Raw genomic sequence first — 21,175 nt, 5'->3', positions numbered from 1 at the left:
TCCGCTTTGAGCTGGGTGTTGTTGTTGATCGTGGAGTCGCTGTTGTTGTGGCCATTGCCCACGTTGGCGGCGGCGTAGACGTACACGCCGGTCTGCGCGCCAACCTGGAAGCCAACGCCCACTTCCGCACCGGCACTGTGGTTCTTACCGTCGTTGTGTGCCGTGCTTTGGCTGGCGTCCAGCATGATGTTCTGCGCCGAATCCAGCTTCATGGTCTTGCCGGTATTGAGCGTGGCGCCCGTGGCGTGGATATCGCCGTCGGTGGACGTCAGGTTGACGTTGCCTTTGGCGTTGATGGAGCTGCCTTCGGCGGTGCTGCCGTTACCATTGCTGGAGTTGTTGCTACTGGCGAAGCCGAGGCCCGCTTCCCCTTTGACCAGAATGCCGCTGCTCATCGACTTGGCAAGCTGGTAGCCGTCGGCGGCCGCAGCAATGCCTTGCATCGCTTGTACACGTCCGTCGGACTTGCGGGCTGCATTGACGTTGTTCACCAGGTCGATCAGCGGTGAGCTGATGCGGGCGAAGGCGCCGATCTTCAGGTCGCTGTTGGCGGTTCGGTTGCTGCCGGTGTTATCCAGGGCTGTGATGTCGATCGACTTGGCGGTGATATTGACGTCATTACCAGCCGTGACGTTGCTGGAGGCCTGGGTGTACTTCTGGCCTGCGGTCAGCACGACATCGCCATTCAGGCTGCCGACATTCGAGGCCACCTGGGTCACCTGGTTGCTGTTGTCCAGGTGCTTTTCGTTGTGGTAGCCGGCGAAGCGTTCGGTGTCGGAGATAACTACCTTGCCAACCGCCTTGTTGTCGCTCTGGTTGGCATTGTGCACGGTGTCCTGCGCGCTGGTGATGGTCAGATCGCGCGCGGGTAGAAGACGAAGTTCGTCAGGGGCCAGTTCAGCGTGACGTCTGCATTGACGATGCGCGGACGCCCCGTGCCTTCGCCAAACTGCTCCTCAGGCGCAGGCAGGCTGCCATAGGCGCTGGTGCCGAATTTCCAGGCAAGGTTGCCGTCCACCGTGGCCTGGCCGATGAATTCCTTGTACCCAATACCGGCCACGAATCCCGCCGTGCGACGGCGTTGGACTTCCACCTCCATATCGTCGATGTAATTGCGGCTGCCGCGCTGGTAGGTGCGCAAGGAGAGCGTGGTTTTGCGCGTGGCGTCGCGGTACACCAGGCGGGACAGCTTCAATTCAGCGGTATTGCTGGTGCCCCGATAGATGTAGTCGTGGAAGGCGCCGGCCACCGTCTGGCGATAGCGGTAATCGTTCAGCTGCAGCGTAAGCAGCCAGTACTCGTATGGCACCGAATAATGCAAGGCATGACCACTGGTGCCGTAGTCGCCGTCAAGACTGTTGCCCGGCACATTGCGATTCAAGGTCAGATAGAACAGGTCCTGTAGGCCGAAGGGATTGTCGACCGACAGCGTAAGCCCGCCCTGGTAGGTGCCGGTGGAGCGGCTGCCGCTATCGTCCACCGACAAGCTGGCGCGATAGGCGCGGCCGCCGCGCCATTTCACCAGCAGGTCGCTGTCGCCGGGCTGGTCTCCAGGAAGGATCTCAAAATCCGCCTCCGCGCCAGGCACGCGCTTGAGGTTTTCCAGGCCCTGCTCGATATCGCGCAAGTTGAGTAAGTCGCCGGGCGTCAATGGCAGCGCATTGCCGAATGCCGGCTGCTGTTCGGGAAAACGAAGTGCGCGAATGCGGCCCGGCACCAGGCGAAGGTGCAACTCACCACCGAGCAAATCCTGCGGCGCTGCCAGCACGCGCGCAGTAATGTAGCCGCGGGCCACGAGTCCATTCTGCACTTCGCCGACCAGCACATTGATGCCTGCGCCGCCAAGGCAACGTCCGAGCGCATCATCGGCAGCCGTCAACGCCCACTGGAACTCGTCGGACAGTTCGCCATCAAGAAATACCCGGCGAATGGGGAAGCAGGGTGATTCATTTTGTGGCAAAACCGCTTTGGTAGAATTGACTTCCTTCTGCAGGCGCACGTCGGGTTTGGCCTCATCCTGGCGCGCCCGTTCGCGTTCGCGTTGCTCCTGCCGCTGAAGCTCTTGATCTGCCAGCGCAGGGTTAACTTGCGCGAGCGCCGGCAAAGCGGCGCCCAAGGCAAGCATCGCCGGCGCAGCCAACAAAGTTCTACATGTCAACATTCTTTTCTTTCAAGCATTATTTTATTGCAGCGCAGTATATCGATGAATGCAATTTGAGGAAATATAAATTTAGATATATTTCCTCAGGCCTCTGGAATGGTGACAATTGGATAGAATTAATCCAGTTAAAATCTATCCACCTACAGATGAATAATCACAAGTCGAATGGAATCAATAGCTTAGTTTCAATAAATAAAAAAGCGCCGCCCGCAGGAATTACCAGGCGACGCGTGCAGACTTGCGAATTAATTAATAGATCGCGACTTCATGCGCCTGCTGGCGCGCGGGCGATCAGCGCGCTCGCCCGCTCGCAGGAAAGCCGATACAACATCGGCAGCAAAAGCAAGGTAAGCGCAGTGGACGACAGCACGCCGCCGATGACGACCGTCGCCAGCGGGCGCTGGACTTCGGCGCCGGTGCCGCTGGCGATGGCCATCGGCACGAAGCCAAGCGATGCGACCAGGGCCGTCATTAATACCGGGCGCAGCCGCATCACGGCGCCGTTGCGCACCGCCGCCGCCAGTGGCTGCCCCTGCTCGCGCAGGCCGCGGATGAAAGCGATCATCACCAGGCCGTTCAGCACCGCGACGCCGGACAGGGCGATGAAGCCGACGGCAGCCGAAATCGACAGCGGAATGCCCCGCATCCACAATGCGAAGATGCCCCCTGTCAGCGCAAACGGAATGCCGGTGAACACCAGCGCCCCATCGCGGGCGTTGTTGAACATCAGGAACAGCAAAGCAAACACCAGGGCCAGCGATGCCGGCACCACCAGCTTCAGGCGCTGCGCGGCATTCTGCAGGTTCTCGAACTGGCCGCCCCAGGCCAGCCAGTAACCGGCAGGCAGCTGCACGCCGTCCAGCACCGCCTGCTGCGCCTCCCCGACGAAGGACCCGATATCGCGGTCCTGCAGGTTGACCGTCACCACCACGCGGCGCTTGCCCTGCTCCCGGCTTAGCTGGTTGGGGCCGGGCGCGGTATTGAAAGTGGCGATCTCGGCCAGGGTGACATACGCTGGCCGCGCGCCATCGCGTTTTGGCAAAGGCACCGGCAGGCGCTTGAGCAGTTCGACGTCCGAACGCAATGCTTCCGGCAGGCGCACCACGATGTCGAAACGGCGGTCGCCTTCGAACATCGCGCCGGCTTCGCGGCCAGCGGTGGCGGTGGCGATCAGCTCCTGCACCTCGGCGATATTCAGCCCAAGGCGCGCGGCGCGTTCGCGGTCGACCTGGACCTGCAGCATTGGCAGGCCGGTCGTCTGCTCCACCTTGACGCCGCTGGCGCCGGGGATTTTTTCCAGGATCTCGCCGATGGCGGCAGCCTTTGCATTCAGCACCTCAAGGTCGTCGCCGAACACTTTCACTGCGACGTCGCCGCGCACACCGGATATGAGCTCGTTCACGCGCAGCTGGATGGGCTGGCTGAATTCATAACTATTCCCGGGCAACCGCTCCAGCGTGCTGCGGATCGCCGCCAGAAGCTCGCTGCGGCTGCGCTTGGGCTTGGGCCATTGGCTTTCCGGCTTGAGCATGATGTAGCCATCCGAAATACTGGGCGGCATTGGGTCGGAGGCGATTTCCGCCGTACCGGTGCGGGCAAACACGTTGGCGATTTCGGGGAACGTGGCCACCAGCGTCTTTTCGATCTGCTGCTGCATCTGCACCGATTGGGCCAGGCCGGTGCCTGGAATGCGCACCGTCAGCACGGCAAAATCGCCCTCATCCAGGTTGGGAACGAACTCGGTTCCCAGTCGGGTGGCCAGCAGCGCGGAGAGCGACAGCAGCAGGCCGGCTGCCGTGAATACCACCGGACGGTTGGCCATCACGTAGTCGAGGCATTTGCCGTAAATGCGCGTTGCGGCCAGCATCAGGCGCCCTTCTTCCTCGCGCACCGGCTGGTTCATGAACAGCGCCACGGCTGCCGGCACAAAAGTAATCGACAGCAGCATCGCCCCCAGCAGGGCTATCACGACCGTGAACGCCATCGGATGGAACATCTTGCCCTCAATTCCGGACAGGACGAAGATCGGCAGGTAGACGACCATGATGATCAACTGCCCGAATAGCAATGGCCTGCGCGCTTCATGCGCGGCGGCGAAGACTTCGGCAAAGCGTTCTTCACGCGTCAATGCGCGTCCGGCCTGGTGCTGCGCATGCGCCAGCCTCCGCACGCAATTTTCGACGATCACCACGGCGCCGTCGACGATGATGCCGAAATCCAGCGCGCCAAGGCTAAGCAGGTTGGCGCTGACATTGTTGGCCAGCATGCCGGTAAAGGTGAACAGCATGGACAATGGAATCACCAGCGCGGTGATCAGCGCCGCGCGCAAGTTGCCGAGGAAGAGGAACAGCACGGCAATCACCAGCACCGCCCCTTCCAGCAGGTTGCGCTTGACGGTGGCAATGGCCTTTTCGACCAGCACGGTGCGGTTATACACCGGCGTGGCGGAAACGCCAGCCGGCAGGCTGCGGTTGATCTCCACCATTTTCCTGTCCACCGCCGCCGCCACGGCGCGGCTGTTCTCGCCGATCAGCATGAACACCGTGCCCAATACCACCTCGCGCCCGTTGCGGGTGGCGGCGCCGGTGCGCAGCTCTGCGCCGACGCCAACCGTGGCCACGTCGGCGACGCGCACCGCCACGCCGTCGATGGTGGAGACCACGATGTTGCCGATGTCGGCCACCGACTTGAGCTGGCCGGGCGCGCGCAGCAGGTATTGCTCGCCTTCCTTTTCGATATAGCCGGCGCCGACATTGCCGTTGTTGCGTTCCAGCGCCGTCACCACGTCCGCCAGGTTCAGGCCATAGGAAGCCAGCTTGGCCGGCGTCGGTGCGACCAGGTACTCCTTGTCGTAGCCGCCGATCGAGTTGATCTCGGTTACGCCGGGAACGTTGCGCAGCTGCGGCTTGATGATCCAGTCCTGGATCTCGCGCAGGTCGGTCGGCGTGTAGGCCGCGCCATCGGGCTTGCGCGCACCGGGCGCCGCATCCACCGTCCACAGGTAGATTTCGGACAGCCCGGTGGCAATGGGACTCATGGCCGGCGTCAGGCCGCCCGGCAGCTGGGCGCGCGCCTCCTGGATGCGCTGGCTCACGAGCTGCCGCGCGAAATGGATGTCGGTACCGTCCTTGAAGACCACGCTGACCTGCGACAGGCCATAGCGCGACAGGGAGCGTGTCTGCTCCAGGCGCGGCAAGCCGGCCATCAGCGACTCGATCGGGAAGGTAATGCGCTGCTCCACTTCCAGCGGAGAAAAGCCGGGGGCGGCGGTATTGACCTGTACCTGGACGTTGGTGATGTCCGGCACGGCGTCAATCGGCAGCTTCTGGTAACTCGCCAGGCCCAGTGCGGCCATGGCCAGTACGGCGAACATGGCCAGCCAGCGGTGGCTGATGCAGGCCTGGATGATTCTGCTTAACATGGCGGCTCCTTAATCGTCATGGCCGGCAGCACCCTTGCCCTGCTCCGCCTTGATGGTGAAGCTGTGGGCTGCGGCGTACCGGGATTGCGCGCGCAGGCCGGAGATGATTTCCACCAGCTTGCCGTCCGCACGGCCGACGGTGACCGGTACGGGCTTGAATGCCTGTCCATCGCGCTGGAACACTACCTGCACGCCATTCAGCGTTTGCAGCGCTTCCTTTTCGACGGCGACCGGCACCTCCGCTGCGCCCGTGACCACGTCAACGTCCACGAACAGTCCTGGACGCCAGGCCAGCTTGGGGTTGTCCAGCACCACGCGGGCGCGTGCTGCGCGGGTCTGCTCTCCGATCATGGCGCTGACGAAGCTCACCTTGCCTTTCACTGCCGCGTCGGAAGCAGCCGAATGCAGCACGGCTTCCGTGCCGACCTTCACAATTTCGAGGTCCTTCGCAGGCACCACGACTTCCGCCCATACCCGGCGCAGGTCGGAGACGGTGAATACCTTGGCATCCGCACCGACTGCTTCGCCCACGGCGATGTGCTTGTCGACGATGAGGCCATCGAAAGGCGCGCGGATTTCAAGGCGGTTGAACGGCCCCTTGCCGGAGGCGCCGGCGCCGATCGCCACCAGTTTCTGGCGGGCGTTCTGCACGGCGATGCCGGCTTCCTGCCATTCCTGCTCGGCTTTCAGATAGTCCTGGCGGGCCGAGACCCGCTCTTCCCACAGTCTTTTCTCGGCCTGGTACACCGCCTGCGCCAGGGCCGCGCGCTTTTCGGCGGCGGCCAGGGTGCTGCGCTGTTCGGAGACGTCGGCACTGGCGACAACCGCCAGCAACTGCCCCTTGCGCACCTGCTGGCCAAGGCTGGCCTGGACTTCCTGCACGATGCCATCAACACGCGGCGTGACGTGGGCGGTGCGGTCTTCATTCAGTTTGACTTCGCCAGGCAGGCGGACGAATGTTTCCAGCCTGGCTGCGGCGGCGGTGCGCACCTGGATGTCCGCTGCCGCAACCTGTGCGTCTGTAAATGGAATCGCCTCCGAATGCGGCGCCGCCTCGGCGCGCGGGTGTTGCGCCGCCTGGGCGTCTATTGCCTTTGCAGCGCCTGCAGCGCGCTCCCAGCCTAGAACGCCGCCCGCCAACAGCGCGGCAACGGCCAGCATGGCAGCAATGGTGGTTTTCTGATGCCTGTTCATTTCAAATCCTTGATATCCGTGACGCCGACCAGCTTTGCCAGGTCGGCCTTGGCCCGATAGAAGTCGGAGATGGCGCGCAGATGCTGGCCCTGCGCCTGGGCCCAGGTCCGCTGTGCGTCCAGCACCTCGACGTAATTGAATTTGCCTGCTTCGAAGCCTTTCATCGCCGCCTCGGCTGCGTACCGGGCTCCGGGCAGGACTTCTTCGCGCACCAGCCGCTCCTGCTGCAGCGCCGCCTGCAGGCGCGCGTGCGCCTGCATGGCCTCAAGCCGTACGCGCTGGCGTGTCGCTTCCAGTTCCGCACGCGCCTTGTCGGCGCGGCGTTCGGCCGCAAGGATCGCGCCCTGGTTGCGGTTGAACAGCGGCAGCGGCAACGACAGGCCGATGATGTTCTGCCGTACCCGCTCGCGCCCCGGCCCTTCCCGCTTGACGCCAACGATCAGCGCAATGTCGGGAATGCGCTGCGCGCGCTCCAGCCGCACGGAGGCCTCGCCCGCCTCGACTTCCGCAACGGCCTTCTCGACTGCCGGCGCGGCGGAGGCCAGCTGCTCGACCTGGGCTGCCGGCAGCGCCGCCTCCTCCGGCGATGCGGGCGCCGCGAGCATTCCCAGCTCGCCGTCTGCCTTGCCCAGCAAGCCGGCAAGCCTGATACGCGCCTCATCCAGTTCGCGCTGGGCGGTGACGCCCTCGATACGCCAGTTGGCTTCCGCCACGCGCGCCCGCGCCTCTTCGACGGGAGAAACCTTCCCCGTCAGCACGCGGCGTGCCGCGGCATCACTGGAATGGCGCCCTGTTTCACTGACCTGCGCAGCCAACGCCACCTGCTGCTGCGCGAGCCATGCCTGATGATAGGCCGCGGCGACGTCGGCCTCGAGCCGCGCGCGCCCTATCGCCAGCTCCAGCGCGGCGGTGCGGCTTGCGGCGCGCGCCACCGCCATACGGGCAGCGCGCTTGCCGCCAGGTTCAAGCGGAATCGAAAGCTGGATAGCCGAAGATCCGCCCTCGCTGGCCCGTCCTTCTTTCAGGTACTCCAGCGAAGGATTAGGCAGCAGCGCCGCCTGTTCTCCGGCAGCGTCGACGGCCGCCGCTTCCAGCGCCAGCGCCCGCAGTTCGGGATTGCTTTGCCGGGCGCGTTCCAGCGCATCGGCAAGCGTCAATGATGGTTGCGCCCACGCCGGCGCCATGCAAATGGCCGCCAGCAAGGGCACGCAAATGGTTTTCACGATGTTGCTCCTTGATGATTGATGGGGAACGGCTGCATGACGCAGCCGGATCAATCAGCGGAGCCTGTCGGGACGCGGAGGGATGTCCGGGATAAAGGAATGAATGGGCGGCTCCGGCGCCTGCACTGGAGCGATCGATTCGGCATACTGTGGCGCGCCGGCCGGCGCCGCGACAAACGGCGCGTGGAAATGATGGCAGAAGTCGCACTGCGTGCAGCAGCCGCCATCCGAGCCGGGCAAGTCCGGCAAGGAAGCGCCTTGCTCGCCGGCTTGCAGCACCTTGGCGCCCAGGCAGCAGCCATCCGCCGCGGCCAGGGTCGCCTGGAGCGGGAGCAGGAACAGCAGCAGGATGACGAGGGCGCGCCGGATATTCATGGTCGCGAATTATACCAACCGGCGCTGCGGCTCGCTCGCGTGCAGGAATTTTGTCAGGATATCGCGCGGCGGGTTGATGGCGATATTCTTCAGCACCTGCCCCACATTGCCCCGATGGTAGCCGCCGTGGGTAATCACGTGCATCAGTATTTCTTCGCGTGACATCAGACCCGAGTCGCCGTCCGTGAACCGGAAGCGGATCCCGGCCGCCAGCGCATCTTCATCCAGGCTGCTGACATATTGCTGGTACCAGGCGTCCGTCTCCTGCACTGCGGCGCGCAACTCCTCGAGGGTGGGCGTCGTCCGGGTGTTGCTTGCCTCGTAGCCATGCGCTTCGCCCAGCAAGTGGGCACGGAAAATGCGGTCGACAACGTAAATGTGATTCATCGTCCTGATCGCAGTGTGCAAATCAGTTTCAGAAGTGACGGTGGAGAGTACGTCGAACAGTTCGACATTGGCCCATGCCTTGTAGTCGAACAGCGTGTTGAGGAGGGAGCGGGACATTTGCGAATCCTTTCGGCCGAAAGGAAGAACATTATAGCCGATAGCGCCGCATCATTCGCTCGACACTGCCATCGGCGACAAGACCGTCGATGGCGCGCTGGACGTCGCTGAAAGGAATCGCGGACTTCGGCGAAAATGCGCATTGGGCCATGAACGGATCGAATTCAAAGTCGATGCGCAACTTGTGCTGGGGGTAGGCGTGCATCAGGTATTCCGCATTCATGCGTCCCATGATCGCGTACTGCATGCGCCCGTGCAGGATCTTGGAAATGTTCAGCTCCATGCTCGGCGCATCCTCGCGCACAAAAGCCCGGCCCAGTTCCGACTGGATCATGGAATACGAATAGCCAAGCACGGTGCCGACAGGTTTGTTCGCCAGGTCCGACAGCACCCGCACCGGCGGCGCCTCCACCCGCGACACCAGCACGCCGGCGTCGGGAATCAGGGGCTGGCTCCAGTTGAACACCCCTGGCAGCCAGCGCGGAAGGACGAAGCAGACGCCGTCCGCCCGGCCGCTGCTAACGATTTCGGCGACCCGTTTGGCGGGCGCGCTGACATAACGCGCGTGCAAACCCATGCGCATGGCAATGCTATCGCCCAAGTCCTTCAATATCCCATCTGCCAACTCTCCATCGTGGAAGCGGGACAAGGGCATGTTGTGATTGGTCGCGGCGACAAATACGAGCTCGCCCGGCCCGGCCATTGCGGCAGGGCTCAGCGCCAGCAGCAGGCAAATGCCCGCAATTCGGAAAGGAGCCATGAACCGATGATAGCAGAGCGGCTTGACCCAGGTCATGGATCGCGCACCGCAAGCCGGCGCAAACTTGCGTCATGATCAACACAGGAGGACACCATGTCTTACCGCACCATCGTAGTCCATGCAGACCGAGCCTCCAACACCGAAGCCCGCATCGCGCTGGCGGCGGCGCTGGCCATTCGGGAAGACGCCCACCTGGTTGGCGCGGCAATGACCGGCATGCCGCGCTCCATGCTGGCTGGCCGCAGCTATGAGGGCAGCGGCGTGTACCTCGCCGATTACTTGCGGCGCGCCCAGGAGCGCGTGCAGCAGGCGCTGGGGCATTTCAACAGCATTGCCGAGCGTCTTGGCGTCCCTTCGCACGAGGCGCGCAGCAGCAATGACGACGAATACGCAGGCTTGTGCCTGCAGGCGCGCTACGCCGACCTGGTGGTACTGGGCCAGGCGCCGGCCGCGGATCAGGAAGAACCGAGCCTGCTGCCCGACTTGCCGGACTATGTGATATTGAATTGCGGCCGTCCGGTATTGCTGGTACCGCGCAACGGCCGCTTCGCCACCGTCGGCAAACGCGTGCTGGTGGCCTGGAACGGCAGCCCACAGGCCGCCAGGGCCGTCACCGCCGCCCTGCCCCTGCTGCGCGGCGCGGAACAGGTCACGCTGGCCGTGCTGGGAAACAGCAGCGGCATATTGGGCGAATCCCCCGGCGCCGACATCGCCCTTTACCTGGCGCGGCACGGCGTGAACGTCGAGGTGCTGCGCAGGCCCGAACCGACGGATCCCGGCAAGGCAATCCTGTCGCTTGCGGCCGACTTCAACGTCGACCTGCTGGTGATGGGCGCCTACGGCCATAGCCGCTTCCGCGAACTGATGCTGGGCGGCGCCACGCGCACAGTACTGGCAACGGCAACGCTGCCAGTACTGATGGCGCACTAGGCTGTCAGCACGCCGCGGCGCATCTGGTCCAGCTCAATGGACTCGAACAGGGCTTTGAAATTGCCTTCACCAAAGCCCTGGTTGCCCTTGCGCTGGATGAACTCGAAGAACACAGGACCCAGCTGGTTCTGCGAGAAGATCTGCAGCAGCAGGTCGCCCGGCTTGCCGTCGATCAGGATCTTGCGCTCGCGCAGGGCTTGCAGCTGTTCGCCATGGCCGGGGATGCGGCGGTCGACCAGTTCGTAGTAGGTGTCGATCGTGTCGAGCAGCTTCACGCCCGAGGCGCGCAGCTTGTCGACCGATTCGTACAGGTTGTCGCTGCCCATGGCGATATGCTGGATGCCTTCGCCGCGGTAGGCGTCCAGGTATTCCTGGATCTGGCCTGGGCGGTCGGTGCCTTCCTCGTTGATCGGGATGCGCAGCTTGCCGCAAGGGCTGGTCATGGCCTTCGACTTGACGCCGGTGACCTGGCCCTCGATGTCGAAGTAGCGCACTTCGCGGAAGTTGAACAGGCGCTCGTAGAACTCGGCCCACTCACCCATGCGGCCGCGGTGCACATTGTGGGTCAGGTGGTCGATATAGGTCAGGCCATGGCCTTTCGGGTTCTGGTCGACGCCGGGGATCGGCTCAAAGTCGACGTCGTAAATGCTGATATTGCCGTTGCCAGGCCAGCGGTCGACCAGGTAGATCAGCGAATCGCCGATGCCTTTGATGGCAGGCAAGTTCAGTTCCATCGGGCCGGCCTTGCTCTCGAAACCCCAGGCGCCCAGGCGCAGCGCGCGCTTGTAGGCATAGCTTGCATCTTTCACTCGGAAGCCGATGGCGCATACGGAGGGGCCGTGCAGTTCTGCGAAGCGCTGTGCGAACGAGTCTTTTTCGGCGTTCAGCAGGAAATTCACGTCGCCCTGGCGGTACAGGGTCACGTCCTTGCTGCGGTGGCGCGCCACGGCGGTAAAGCCCATGGCTTCAAAAGTTTTGCCCATTGCGACTGGGTCTGGGGCGGCGTATTCGATGAATTCGAAGCCGTCGGTGCCCATCGGGTTGTCCCACAAGGAATCGGTCATTTGCTGTCTCCGGAAAGGTGTTCAGATATTGGATATACTACGCACCGATACTGGATTTTTTGCGCATAATTCACAGTCAAAACCGCAAAATATGAGCGTTTTGCGCACAAACCAAGGAAACCATGATGATCACCGTCGACCGCCATGACTTATCGCTGTTAAATGAACTGCAACGCAATGGCGAGGCCACCAACGCCGCACTGGCAGAGGTGCTGCATTTATCGGTGTCGCAGGTGGGCCGGCGCGTGCAGCGCTTGCGCGAAGCGGGCATCATCGACCACTACGCGGCGGTATTGGAACCGACCACGGTGGGCCTGGACGTGATGGCCTTCGTCCATATCACGCTGGACCGCCATGGAGAAAAGCGCGGCGACGCCTTCGAGCAGGCGATCCGTGACGTGCCGGAGGTCATGGAATGCTTTTCGGTGACCGGCGAGGCGGATTATGTGGCGCGCGTGGTGTCGCACGACCTGGCCTCGTTTGCCGATCTGATGATGAAGGAAATCCTGCTGCTGCCCGGCGTGGTCAACGTCAAATCGAACATCGCGCTGAAAAAGATCAAGCAATCGACCGTGCTGCCGCTGGAACACATCGTGCGGCCGAACCCGCGCAAGCAGCGCATCGAATTCACCCGCACCTGAATTTTCGCTTTATTGCACGACCTCGAGGGTCGTGACGGTCAGCGCGCCGTTCACGTTCTCCGCGGTGAAGCGGATCTTGTCGCCGGCTTTGACTTGGTCCAGCATGGCGGTGTCCTTGGCGCGGAACACCATGGTCATGGCGCCCATGCCCAGGTTTTTCAGCTCGCCGTGCTTGATGGTCAGCTTGCCCGAAGCCTTGTCGACCTTCTTGACCTCCCCCTCGGTGGTCTCGGCGCTGGCTGCGGCGGCGCCGTGCTGCGCGTGCTCGGCGCCGGCGTGTTGCGCCATTGCCGGCGCGCCGGCCAGGCAAGCTGCCGCCAGTGCCGCGGCCTGCAGGGTGATGCTGAATGCTTTCATGTGATTTCTCCTTTGATTTCGCGCCGCCTCAGCAGCAGGAACGCCGCCGGTACTACAAACAACGACAACAGGGGGGCGGACAGCATTCCCCCTGCCATCGGCGCAGCGATACGCTGCATGATCTCGGATCCCGTACCCGAACCGAACATGATCGGCACCAGGCCGGCCACGATCACGGTGACGGTCATCGCTTTCGGCCGCACGCGCAGCACGGCGCCTTCGCGGATCGCGTCCAGAAGATCGGCCTGGCCGCTGCGTCCAGCCGCAGTGCGGGCTTCCCAGGCGTGCTTCAGGTACAGCAGCATGATGACGCCGAATTCCGCTGCAACGCCGGCCAGTGCAATGAAGCCGATGCCGGTCGCCACCGACAGGTTATGCCCCAGGGCCCACAGCAGCCACACGCCGCCGGCCAGCGCGAACGGCAGCGTGGCCATGATCAGCGCCGCCTCGTCGGCGCGGCGGAAAGTCAGGTACAGCAGCACGAAAATAATCAGCAGCGTAGCCGGGACCACTACCTTCAGGCGCGCCGTTGCACGCTCCAGGTATTCGAACTGGCCCGACCATGATACCGAATATCCCGGCGGCAGTTTGACGCTGGCGGCAACTGCACGCTGCATGTCCTGCACCGTGGAACGCAAGTCGCGCCCGTGGATATCGACATACACCCAGCCCGACAGCCGCGCGTTCTCGCTGCGCAGCATCGGCGGGCCGTCGCTGATGCGCACCGCCGCCACATCTGCCAGGCGCAGTTGGGCGCCGCGTTCGGTCAGCAGAGGCAGGTTGCGCAAGTTCTCCAGCGAATCGCGCAGCTCGCGCGGATAGCGCACGTTGATCGGGAAGCGCTGCAAGCCTTCCACGGTTTCGCCGACGTTGTCGCCGCCCACGGCGCTGGCGACGACGCCCTGCACTTCATCGATATTCAGGCCGTAGCGCCCTGCTGCCGCACGGTCAATGTCGACGTCGATGTAGCGGCCGCCGTTGAGCCGTTCCGCCAGCGCCGACGACACGCCCGCCAGCGGCCGCACGGCGCGTTCGATTTCGCCTGCAATGCGGTCGATTTCCTGCAGGCTGGGGCCGGAAACCTTGATGCCCACCGGGCTCTTGATGCCGGTTGCCAGCATGTCGAGCCGGTTGCGGATAGGCGGCACCCAGACGTTGGCCAGGCCCGGCACCTTCACCACCCGATCCAGTTCCGCCACCAGCTTGTCCGGCGTCATGCCTGGCCGCCATTGCTCGCGCGGCTTGAACTGGATGGTGGTCTCGAACATTTCCAGCGGCGCCGGATCGGTGGCCGATTCCGCCCGGCCGGCCTTGCCGAAGACGCTTTCTACCTCGGGCACGGATTTGATCAGGCGGTCGGTCTGCTGCAGCAATTGCTGCACCTTGCCCGCGCCCAGGCCCGGCAAGGCGGACGGCATGTACAGCAGATCGCCTTCGTCGAGCGGCGGCATGAATTCACCACCCATGCGCGCCAGCGGCAACAGCGACAGCAGCGCCACGCCTGCCGCAACCGCCAGCGTGGCTTTCGGCCAGCGCAGCACCCGCTCGAGCAAGGGACGGTAGGCGGCGACCAGCCAGCGATTGAGCGGATTGGCGCGCTCGTCCGGGATGCGGCCGCGAATCAGGTAGCCCATGAGGACAGGGACCAGCGTCACTGCCAGCGCCGCCGCAGCAGCCATCGCATAGGTCTTGGTGAACGCCAGTGGCGCGAACAGGCGGCCTTCCTGCGCCTCCAGCGTGAACACGGGGATGAAGGACAGGACGATCACCAGCAGCGAGAAGAACAGGGCCGGTCCCACTTCCGCCGCCGCTGCGCCGACCACCTGCCAGTGCTCTTCTCCCTCGAGCGCGCGGCCGGGATGTTCGCGGCGCCAGGCTTCGATATGCTTGTGGGCGTTCTCGATCATCACGACCGCCGCATCGACCATGGCGCCAATGGCTATCGCAATGCCGCCCAGCGACATGATGTTGGCGTTGACGCCCTGGTAGCGCATGACCAGGTAGGCCGCCAGCACGCCCAGCGGCAGCGATACAATCGCCACCAGCGCGGAGCGCAGGTGCAGCAGGAACAGCGCGCACACCAGCGCGACGGCCACGAATTCTTCGGCCAGCTTGCTTTCCAGGTTGCCGACCGCGCGCCGGATCAGGTTGGCGCGGTCGTAGACCGGCACGATTTCCACGCCCGGCGGCAGGCTGGCCTTCAGGTCCGCCAGCCGGGCCTTGACCGCGTCGATGGTCTGCAACGCGTTCTTCCCCGAGCGCATGACGATCACCCCGCCCGCCACTTCGCCTTCGCCGTTCAATTCTGCGATCCCGCGCCGCATTTCCGGCCCGAGCTGGATGGCCGCCACGTCTCCCAGGCGTACGGCCACGCCGCCCGCGCCCAGCGCCAATGGGATCTGGCGAAAATCTTCCAGCGAGCGCAGGTAGCCCGAGGCACGCACCATGTACTCCGCTTCCGCCAGCTCCAGCACGGATCCGCCGGCTTCCTGGTTGGCGCGGCGGATCGCCTCAATCACCTTGCCGTGCGTGATATTGAAGGCGCGCAGGCGCGCCGGGTCAAGGACGACCTGGTACTGCCTGACCATGCCGCCCAGGCTGGCCACTTCCGCCACGTTGGGCACCGCCTTCAGCTCGTATTTGAGGAACCAGTCCTGCAAGGCGCGCAGCTCCGCCAGGTCATGCTTGCCGCTGCGGTCGACCAGCGCGTATTCGAAGACCCAGCCAACGCCGGTGGCATCGGGTCCCAGCGAGGCGCGAGCCTGCGGAGGCAGGCGCGACTGCACCTGGTTCAGGTATTCGAGCACGCGCGAGCGCGCCCAGTACGGATCAGTGCCGTCCTCGAACAACACATAGACAAAGGAGTCGCCGAAGAAGGAGTAACCGCGCACCGTGCGCGCGCCTGGCACCGACAGCATCTGCGTCGTCAGCGGATAGGTGGCCTGGTTCTCCACAATCTGCGGCGCCTGGCCAGGGAAGCTGGTGCGGATGATCACCTGCACATCGGACAGGTCCGGCAGCGCATCCAGCGGCGTGCGCTGCAGGGACCAGGCGCCCCAGCCGGCCAGCAGCACGGACGCCAGCAACACCAGGAAGCGGTTACGGATCGACCACAGGATCAGTTTCGCGATCATTTGCCGTCCCCGTGCTGGTGGGCAGGCGCCGCGGCCGCCGGGGCCATGGCCGTCACCTGGAAACTGCCGTCCCCCTGCTGCGTGAAATCAAACGTCACCCGCTCGCCCGGCGCAACACGCAGCGGCAGGCCGCCCGGCGGCAGTTTGAACGTCATCGTCATGGCCGGCCATTTCATCGTTGCGATCGGCCCATGCGACAGGGTGATGCCATCCTGCCCAAGCGCCTCCACCGTCGCTTCGCCGTGATGCGTGGACGGAGCGGCGCCCCCCATTCTTGTGCCGCTGCTTTTCAGGCTCGCTTCGGAGTCAAGCAGGAATTGCCCGGAGACGGCCACCTGCTGGCCCTCCCGCAGGCCGGAGCGGATTTCTACCTGGCCGCCTGCCTCCGCGCCCAGTTCCACCTGCACGGGGACGAACTTGCCTGCCGCCTCCTGCAGCATCACCACATTGCGCGCGCCGGTGCGGATGACCGCCTCCGACGGCAGCAGCAGCGCGGCACGCCCCTGGCGCGGCGTAAACGACAGCGTCACGAACATGCCAGGCGCCAGCCGTGCACCGGGATTTTCCAGCGTGATCCGCGCACGAACGGTGCGCGTCACCGGATCGACTTGCGGCAGGATGGCGTCCACCTTGCCGCGCAAATCGGCATCCGGCATAGCCGCTGCACGCGCGGTGACCGCGGCGCCGGCCGGCACTTGCGCCAGGACGCTCTCCGGCAGCTCCGCATTGATCCAGACGGTATCCAGTCCATTGATGCGGTAGAGCGTTGTTCCCGCCGCCAGCGACATGCCTTCACGTGCAGCCAATTCGGTCACCACGCCGCTGCGCGGGGCCACCAGGAGCTGGCGCGCCTGGACGCGGCCGCCCAATTCCACCTGCTGCACTTGCTGCTCGCTCATGCCGGCCAGCCGCATGCGCTCGCGCGCCGCTGCCAGCAAAGCGGGCGATGCGCCAGCCTGCATGCGCCGCACAGCAAGAAACTCCTCCTGCGCGGCGACCCACTCCGGCATGGTCACTTCCACCAGCGGCTGGCCGCGCCGCACCGTTTCCAATGGCGTGCGCACCAGCACGCGTTCCACGAAGCCATTGGTGCGCGCCTGCACCTCGGCGACGGTGCGCTCGTCGAAGGCGGCGCTGCCTACAGCCGACAGCATCAAGGGCAGCGTACCGCTGGTCACCGGCGCCGTACGCACGCCAAGGTTCTGCTCCACGCGAGGGCTGATGGCCACGGCGCCGTCCTGCGCACCCTCATCGGCGTAGACGGGGACCAGCTGCATCTCCATGTACGGAGATTTGCCCGGCTTGTCGAACTTCTGCCCCGGCACCATGGGGTCGTGCCAGTACAAAGGCTTGCGCCCATCCGGCGCGGATGCCGGCGCCAGGGCGGCCTGGCGCTTGCCAAGCTGGTAGCCGCCCAACACGCCGATGGCGCCAACCGCGCCGGCCGCCACGATGGCGGCAACCATTGCATTCTTTTTCATGGGTGGCGCCCCTTCACCGGCTGGATATAGCGCAATTGCGCCCAGGTGCGCGCGTTGTCGCGCTGGATCTGCAGCAGTTGCAGGCGTTGTTCGCTTTCCGCGCGCCGCGCCGCCACCACCTCGGCCAGGCTGGCCTTGCCGCCACGGTATGCGGCGAGAACTGCTTCAATGCGGTCGTTGGCCAGCGGCAGTACTTCCTTCTCGAAACGCGCCATGCGTTCCCGGCCCGCCTGCCATTCGGCGAGCTGGCTGCGCACTTGCGCCACGTGCTCGCGCAGCAATTCATCGCGTTCGGCCTGGGCCTGGCTGGCTGCGGCCAGGCGCGCCGCAAGCTCGCGGTCCTGGCGCTGCGCGCGGTCCCATTGCAGCGGTACCGACACGCCAAAGGACACCATATTCGGATAGCCGGGGCCGCGCTGCTGCAAGGATACTTCCACGCTCCAGTCGGCAGAGCGGCTGGCGCGCGCCAGGCCGGCTTCCGCCTGCGCCAGTTCGGCCTGGCGCGTCAGCACCGCCACCTGCGGGTGATGCTCGAGCGTCGCCTCCAGGTCGGCAGGATTGATGGCGATGCTGCCGGTATCGGGTTCGCCCGCCAGCGCCACGTCCTGCGGCGCGCCGGTCCAGCGCGCCAGCGAGATGGCCGCGTTGCGCGTTTGCTGCCCAAGTTCGGTGGCGCGGTCTTCCAGCGCCAGCAAGGCGGCGCGGGCATCGAGCAAGCCGGCCTGGTTGCCGCGTCCACCGCGATATGCCGCCTCCGCAGCTGCAATCTCATCGCGCGCAAGGGCGATCTGGCGCGCCAGTTCGGCGCCCATGTGCTCCAGGTGGTAGCGATCGAGCCAGGCGATGGCCGTGTCGCGCTCAATGGCGGCGGCCAGCGCTTCCCCTGCCGCCTGGCTGCGCCCAGCCTCGCTTTCGTAGCGTGCGGCGCGCCAACGGCGCTTTTCGCTGCTGGTCAGCTCCTGCGCGATGCCGATACGGCGCATGGTCATGGAATCGGCGCCAATACGGTAGCGGTCAGCGCCGCTGACAGGCAGGTTGTCGACCCCCGCTTTCAGCACCGGATCGGGCAATTGGGCCGCTGCGGCAGCCATCTCGCGCGCTGCATCGGCGGCAAAGCCCTGTGCTGCAAGCTGCTGCGAATGTTCGACCGCGCGCTGCTGCGCCTGCGGCAATGTCAGCGGCGCCGCCGCCAGGCTCGCGCCAGCGGCGAAGGCCAAGGCGCAGCCGGTCGCAAGGCGGCGCCAGATATGAGGGGAAAACATGAAACCTCCAGAATGCAAAGGAAACCACGCGCTTGCCATGCAGGCATGCGCGAGACGGCATCAGGCAATCTGGAAAGTCAATTCAGGAAACAACAATGCTCTATGGAGTGCGGCGGGGATAAACTTCGCGCCAGGCTTGGCGGGGACACGGCCAGTTCCATCGTTTCCGGCGTCCAGGCATCGGCAACCACGGTCCCGGCCAGGTCGGCTGCCACGAAAGGCAGGATGGGCGGCAGGTCCGGCTTGTCAAGCGACTGCTTGGCGGCCAGGTTGACCGCCTTGGCTTTGCACAGGCTTGGCTGGGCCGGGTCCATGCCGGCGCACGGTGAGCCGTTGGCGGCGGGCTTTCCGGCCGATGGGCATGCGTACGACGCCACCGCAAGCTGCATGAACAGCATGCTGAATAGCGCCACCATTGCGGCCACGATCCTGGAAGTCCGGCGGAGTTTCATGCGGGGATCATATCGCGGTTCAATCGTCGAAACAAGCGCACATGGCTTAAGGACGGCTTAGCGCCAGATCCGGTAGAGCCAGAAACTTTCGTCGCCGCGCGCCAGCATGGCCGGTGTCGCGCCGGTGATGGCCCGCACTTCACGGCACAGGTGCGCCTGGTCGGAATAGCCGGCTTCGGCGGCGATGTCGGACCACGCCAGTTCGCCGTGCGCTGCGGCGACATGCACGTCGGCCAGGGTGCGTTCGGCGCGGTCAAGGCGGCGCAAGGTGCGCAGCGGCTGCCCGCCGATCGCCTTGAAGCGGCGTTCGATGCTGCGGGCGCTGGCGCCGGCGCCTGCGTGCGCAGCTTCTTTCAGCCGTTCCAGCCACGATGCGGCAGGCTGCGTCGCGGCAGGTGTCCAGCGCGGCTTGAAGAACGCGGCCAGCAATGCGACACGCGCACCGTCATCGGGCGCTTGCAGCACCGCCTGCGCCATTTCCATCCAGCCTGGGCCAAGGCGTGACGGCTCGATGAAGCAGTCCACGATATCGCCCGGGTCCAGGCCGCACATCTGGTGCCAGGCGGAGGGATAAAAGACGGCCATGAATGCGCGCACCGGTCCGGGATTGAAGGTGACCACCGGGCGTGTCAACGGACCGCTGGCGACGATGCGGCCAAGCAGTACCCCCTCCTCTGGTTCGACCGTAATCGCCTTGCCTGACAAGAACCAGGTGAGGGTGCACAGCGGCGTCGACGGAAAGCGGTTCAGGCGCTCCGCCATCGAGAGCGCCGAACCGGTCGTGTCGCGCGAAATGAAAGCACGTACGCAACCCTGCAATTCAGGGGGCGGCAGCAGCAAGGTGGTTGACGGATTCATTCAATACTTCGGCGCAAGCGCCGCATAAAGTGGTGACCATTCAAACAACGGACACACTATCATGGATTCCATTCGCTTTCGCCGTCTCCACCGCGTATCAGGCGCCATTCTCGGCAGCTTCGTGCTGGCCCATATGGTCAACAACCTGATGGCGCTGGCCGGAGCGGCCGCGCACAGGCAATTGCTCGACGCATTGCGCATCGTGTACCGCTTTCCGCCGATGGAAGCGCTGCTGATCGCTTGCGTGCTGGTGCAGGTGGTTTCCGGCATGCGCATGCTGCGCCAGGGCTGGGGCAATTGGCGCGATCGCAAGCGCCGCGCGCAACTCCTGTCGGGAGCCGGCCTGGCTTACTTCCTGCTGGCGCACGTCAGCGCCGTCATGATTGCGCGCGGCGTGATGGGCATCGACACCGATCTCAAATTCGCCATCGGTGGATACTATCCGGACTCAGTCTTCCGCATGCTCCTGGTCCCACACTACCTGGTGGGGCTGGTGAGTCTTGTGGTCCATGTCAATTGCGCCTTGCGGCGCGAGCGCTGCCTCAGTCCAGCAGCGATTTGACCATCACCTTGCCGTCCGGCGCAGTTGCCTCCTGCCGTACCAGCAGTTGCGTGGCTTTCGCCATCCAGAACCTGGCGACGGTGCCGGGCCGGTTGTAGTCGGTTGTCAGCAGCCAGCAATCGACTGCGCCTTGCGGGCCCTGGATGATTTCGCTGCCCACCACTTTCCAGGTGTAGCGCGCCGGCGCCGGGCCGCCCGGGTGATAGAACATGATGCTCGCTTCGTAGCCTTCGGCCAGCGGCAAGGCCTGCAGGAATTCGATATCGGTCTCGAAGTTGAAGGTCGGCTCATAGGCGCTGAAATCGAAATTCTCTTCTGTGCGCTTGCCGTCCTTTTCGCGAATCCGGTGATGGGTGCGCGGCTTGAAGGTGTCCTTGTCGAACCAGGAGTCAAGCAGCACCAGGGTATTGACGCCGTCCCAGCGCTGGCGGATCTGCATGCCCGCCGGCGTATAGCGCACTTCACGTGTCCAGATGTCGACCGGCGTATTGACTTCGCCATTGCGCCAGTAGCGCAGCCAGTGGTGGGCGCCTTCCTTGACCAGCGACATGCGCGGCAAGGGTGCGCCGACCTTGATGTCGGTGGCGCCTACGGGTGCGCAGCAAAGCGCGAGCAGAAATAACAAGCTTCGAGGCATCAGCGTGCTCCTTAAATTTTCAACAATTATGCCCGAATGCCACAAATTTGCGCAGTGAATTTTTCCGCATTGAAATCAACAACTTAAATTAGCGGCCTAAGCCTTGTTAACAGACTTTTCCACAGAAACCGTTAACAACTCATCGCAGGTATTTTTAGC

The 21,175-nt window shown here is 64.4% G+C and carries 19 protein-coding genes; 3 read left to right on the top strand and 16 right to left on the bottom strand.

Annotated features, from left to right (window positions below):
- The 8 genes from GM658_RS26900 to GM658_RS26865 form a co-directional block, all read right to left on the bottom strand.
- A partial coding sequence (locus GM658_RS26900) for a hemagglutinin repeat-containing protein (protein WP_211841950.1) occupies positions 1–830 on the bottom strand: 830 nt, incomplete at its 3' end.
- A 23-nt stretch (positions 831–853) separates the two neighbouring features.
- Positions 854–2,161 carry a ShlB/FhaC/HecB family hemolysin secretion/activation protein gene (locus tag GM658_RS26895; RefSeq protein ID WP_155457193.1) on the bottom strand — a complete coding sequence of 436 codons (1,308 nt, stop codon included), beginning with the start codon at positions 2,159–2,161 and terminating at the stop codon, positions 854–856.
- A gap of 265 nt (positions 2,162–2,426) precedes the next feature.
- The gene (locus tag GM658_RS26890) at positions 2,427–5,582 is read right to left on the bottom strand and encodes an efflux RND transporter permease subunit (protein ID WP_155457192.1); all 3,156 of its coding nucleotides are present in this window, start codon (positions 5,580–5,582) and stop codon (positions 2,427–2,429) included.
- A 9-nt stretch (positions 5,583–5,591) separates the two neighbouring features.
- The gene (locus tag GM658_RS26885) at positions 5,592–6,776 is read right to left on the bottom strand and encodes an efflux RND transporter periplasmic adaptor subunit (protein WP_155457191.1); all 1,185 of its coding nucleotides are present in this window, start codon (positions 6,774–6,776) and stop codon (positions 5,592–5,594) included.
- Positions 6,773–7,999: a TolC family protein gene (locus tag GM658_RS26880; protein WP_155457190.1), complete on the bottom strand. Its 1,227-nt coding sequence runs from the start codon at positions 7,997–7,999 to the stop codon at positions 6,773–6,775. Before GM658_RS26880 ends, GM658_RS26885 begins: the two co-directional genes overlap by 4 nt.
- Before the next feature lie 54 nt (positions 8,000–8,053).
- The gene (locus GM658_RS26875; protein ID WP_155457189.1) at positions 8,054–8,374 is read right to left on the bottom strand and encodes a hypothetical protein; all 321 of its coding nucleotides are present in this window, start codon (positions 8,372–8,374) and stop codon (positions 8,054–8,056) included.
- A gap of 9 nt (positions 8,375–8,383) precedes the next feature.
- Complete coding sequence (locus tag GM658_RS26870) at positions 8,384–8,878, bottom strand: DinB family protein (protein ID WP_155457188.1); 495 nt, start codon at positions 8,876–8,878, stop codon at positions 8,384–8,386.
- Between the two features lie 31 nt (positions 8,879–8,909).
- Positions 8,910–9,674, bottom strand: coding sequence for a substrate-binding periplasmic protein (locus GM658_RS26865; protein ID WP_155457187.1), 765 nt, complete (start codon positions 9,672–9,674; stop codon positions 8,910–8,912).
- A gap of 57 nt (positions 9,675–9,731) precedes the next feature.
- Between GM658_RS26865 and GM658_RS26860 the strand changes: the two genes are divergently transcribed.
- A complete protein-coding gene (locus GM658_RS26860) occupies positions 9,732–10,568 on the top strand; it encodes a universal stress protein (RefSeq protein ID WP_155457186.1) in 837 nt (278 codons plus the stop codon).
- On the opposite strand, the gene hppD is transcribed toward GM658_RS26860, so the two are convergent.
- Positions 10,565–11,632 carry a 4-hydroxyphenylpyruvate dioxygenase gene (gene hppD, locus GM658_RS26855; protein ID WP_155457185.1) on the bottom strand — a complete coding sequence of 356 codons (1,068 nt, stop codon included), beginning with the start codon at positions 11,630–11,632 and terminating at the stop codon, positions 10,565–10,567. The two genes, GM658_RS26860 and hppD, sit on opposite strands and share 4 nt — an antisense overlap.
- Positions 11,633–11,754: 122 nt before the next feature.
- Between hppD and GM658_RS26850 the strand changes: the two genes are divergently transcribed.
- Positions 11,755–12,273 (top strand): Lrp/AsnC family transcriptional regulator, encoded by a 519-nt coding sequence (locus GM658_RS26850; protein WP_155457184.1) that lies wholly within the window; start codon positions 11,755–11,757, stop codon positions 12,271–12,273.
- A 9-nt stretch (positions 12,274–12,282) separates the two neighbouring features.
- Here GM658_RS26850 and GM658_RS26845 read toward each other — a convergent pair whose 3' ends face one another.
- From GM658_RS26845 to GM658_RS26820, 6 genes are all read right to left on the bottom strand, one after another.
- The gene (locus GM658_RS26845; RefSeq protein ID WP_155457183.1) at positions 12,283–12,630 is read right to left on the bottom strand and encodes a copper-binding protein; all 348 of its coding nucleotides are present in this window, start codon (positions 12,628–12,630) and stop codon (positions 12,283–12,285) included.
- The gene (locus GM658_RS26840; RefSeq protein WP_155457182.1) at positions 12,627–15,764 is read right to left on the bottom strand and encodes an efflux RND transporter permease subunit; all 3,138 of its coding nucleotides are present in this window, start codon (positions 15,762–15,764) and stop codon (positions 12,627–12,629) included. The genes GM658_RS26845 and GM658_RS26840 overlap by 4 nt, the downstream gene beginning before the upstream one ends.
- Positions 15,761–17,245: an efflux RND transporter periplasmic adaptor subunit gene (locus tag GM658_RS26835; protein WP_155457181.1), complete on the bottom strand. Its 1,485-nt coding sequence runs from the start codon at positions 17,243–17,245 to the stop codon at positions 15,761–15,763. The genes GM658_RS26840 and GM658_RS26835 overlap by 4 nt, the downstream gene beginning before the upstream one ends.
- The gene (locus GM658_RS26830; protein WP_155457180.1) at positions 17,242–18,507 is read right to left on the bottom strand and encodes a TolC family protein; all 1,266 of its coding nucleotides are present in this window, start codon (positions 18,505–18,507) and stop codon (positions 17,242–17,244) included. Before GM658_RS26830 ends, GM658_RS26835 begins: the two co-directional genes overlap by 4 nt.
- 77 nt (positions 18,508–18,584) lie before the next feature.
- Entirely contained in the window at positions 18,585–18,959 is a 375-nt protein-coding gene (locus GM658_RS26825; RefSeq protein ID WP_155457179.1) for a hypothetical protein, read from the bottom strand.
- 57 nt (positions 18,960–19,016) lie between these two features.
- Positions 19,017–19,817 (bottom strand): helix-turn-helix domain-containing protein, encoded by an 801-nt coding sequence (locus GM658_RS26820; protein WP_155457178.1) that lies wholly within the window; start codon positions 19,815–19,817, stop codon positions 19,017–19,019.
- A 61-nt stretch (positions 19,818–19,878) separates the two neighbouring features.
- Between GM658_RS26820 and GM658_RS26815 the strand changes: the two genes are divergently transcribed.
- Complete coding sequence (locus GM658_RS26815; protein ID WP_155457177.1) at positions 19,879–20,379, top strand: succinate dehydrogenase/fumarate reductase transmembrane subunit; 501 nt, start codon at positions 19,879–19,881, stop codon at positions 20,377–20,379.
- Here GM658_RS26815 and GM658_RS26810 read toward each other — a convergent pair.
- Positions 20,360–21,016 carry a DUF3108 domain-containing protein gene (locus GM658_RS26810; RefSeq protein ID WP_155457176.1) on the bottom strand — a complete coding sequence of 219 codons (657 nt, stop codon included), beginning with the start codon at positions 21,014–21,016 and terminating at the stop codon, positions 20,360–20,362. The two genes, GM658_RS26815 and GM658_RS26810, sit on opposite strands and share 20 nt — an antisense overlap.
- Positions 21,017–21,175 lie beyond the last annotated feature (159 nt).

It is taken from the genome of Massilia eburnea, from assembly GCF_009720745.1.
GTDB classification, from domain to species: domain Bacteria; phylum Pseudomonadota; class Gammaproteobacteria; order Burkholderiales; family Burkholderiaceae_D; genus Rugamonas; species Rugamonas eburnea.
The sequence above is the reverse complement of the archived record's forward strand: the minus strand, read 5'-3'. Positions and strand labels throughout refer to the sequence as shown.

Bases quoted from the DNA above. Each gene is read 5' to 3' on its own strand.
- GM658_RS26890 (WP_155457192.1), bottom strand. From the start codon at position 5,582: ATGTTAAGCAGAATCATCCAGGCCTGCATCAGCCACCGCTGGCTGGCC.
- hppD (WP_155457185.1), bottom strand. From the start codon at position 11,632: ATGACCGATTCCTTGTGGGACAACCCGATGGGCACCGACGGCTTCGAA.
- GM658_RS26810 (WP_155457176.1), bottom strand. From the start codon at position 21,016: ATGCCTCGAAGCTTGTTATTTCTGCTCGCGCTTTGCTGCGCACCCGTA.
- GM658_RS26895 (WP_155457193.1), bottom strand. From the start codon at position 2,161: ATGTTGACATGTAGAACTTTGTTGGCTGCGCCGGCGATGCTTGCCTTG.
- GM658_RS26870 (WP_155457188.1), bottom strand. From the start codon at position 8,878: ATGTCCCGCTCCCTCCTCAACACGCTGTTCGACTACAAGGCATGGGCC.
- GM658_RS26845 (WP_155457183.1), bottom strand. From the start codon at position 12,630: ATGAAAGCATTCAGCATCACCCTGCAGGCCGCGGCACTGGCGGCAGCT.
- GM658_RS26885 (WP_155457191.1), bottom strand. From the start codon at position 6,776: ATGAACAGGCATCAGAAAACCACCATTGCTGCCATGCTGGCCGTTGCC.
- GM658_RS26850 (WP_155457184.1), top strand. From the start codon at position 11,755: ATGATGATCACCGTCGACCGCCATGACTTATCGCTGTTAAATGAACTG.
- GM658_RS26815 (WP_155457177.1), top strand. From the start codon at position 19,879: ATGGATTCCATTCGCTTTCGCCGTCTCCACCGCGTATCAGGCGCCATT.
- GM658_RS26860 (WP_155457186.1), top strand. From the start codon at position 9,732: ATGTCTTACCGCACCATCGTAGTCCATGCAGACCGAGCCTCCAACACC.
- GM658_RS26875 (WP_155457189.1), bottom strand. From the start codon at position 8,374: ATGAATATCCGGCGCGCCCTCGTCATCCTGCTGCTGTTCCTGCTCCCG.
- GM658_RS26830 (WP_155457180.1), bottom strand. From the start codon at position 18,507: ATGTTTTCCCCTCATATCTGGCGCCGCCTTGCGACCGGCTGCGCCTTG.
- GM658_RS26840 (WP_155457182.1), bottom strand. From the start codon at position 15,764: ATGATCGCGAAACTGATCCTGTGGTCGATCCGTAACCGCTTCCTGGTG.
- GM658_RS26865 (WP_155457187.1), bottom strand. From the start codon at position 9,674: ATGACCTGGGTCAAGCCGCTCTGCTATCATCGGTTCATGGCTCCTTTC.
- GM658_RS26835 (WP_155457181.1), bottom strand. From the start codon at position 17,245: ATGAAAAAGAATGCAATGGTTGCCGCCATCGTGGCGGCCGGCGCGGTT.
- GM658_RS26825 (WP_155457179.1), bottom strand. From the start codon at position 18,959: ATGAAACTCCGCCGGACTTCCAGGATCGTGGCCGCAATGGTGGCGCTA.
- GM658_RS26820 (WP_155457178.1), bottom strand. From the start codon at position 19,817: ATGAATCCGTCAACCACCTTGCTGCTGCCGCCCCCTGAATTGCAGGGT.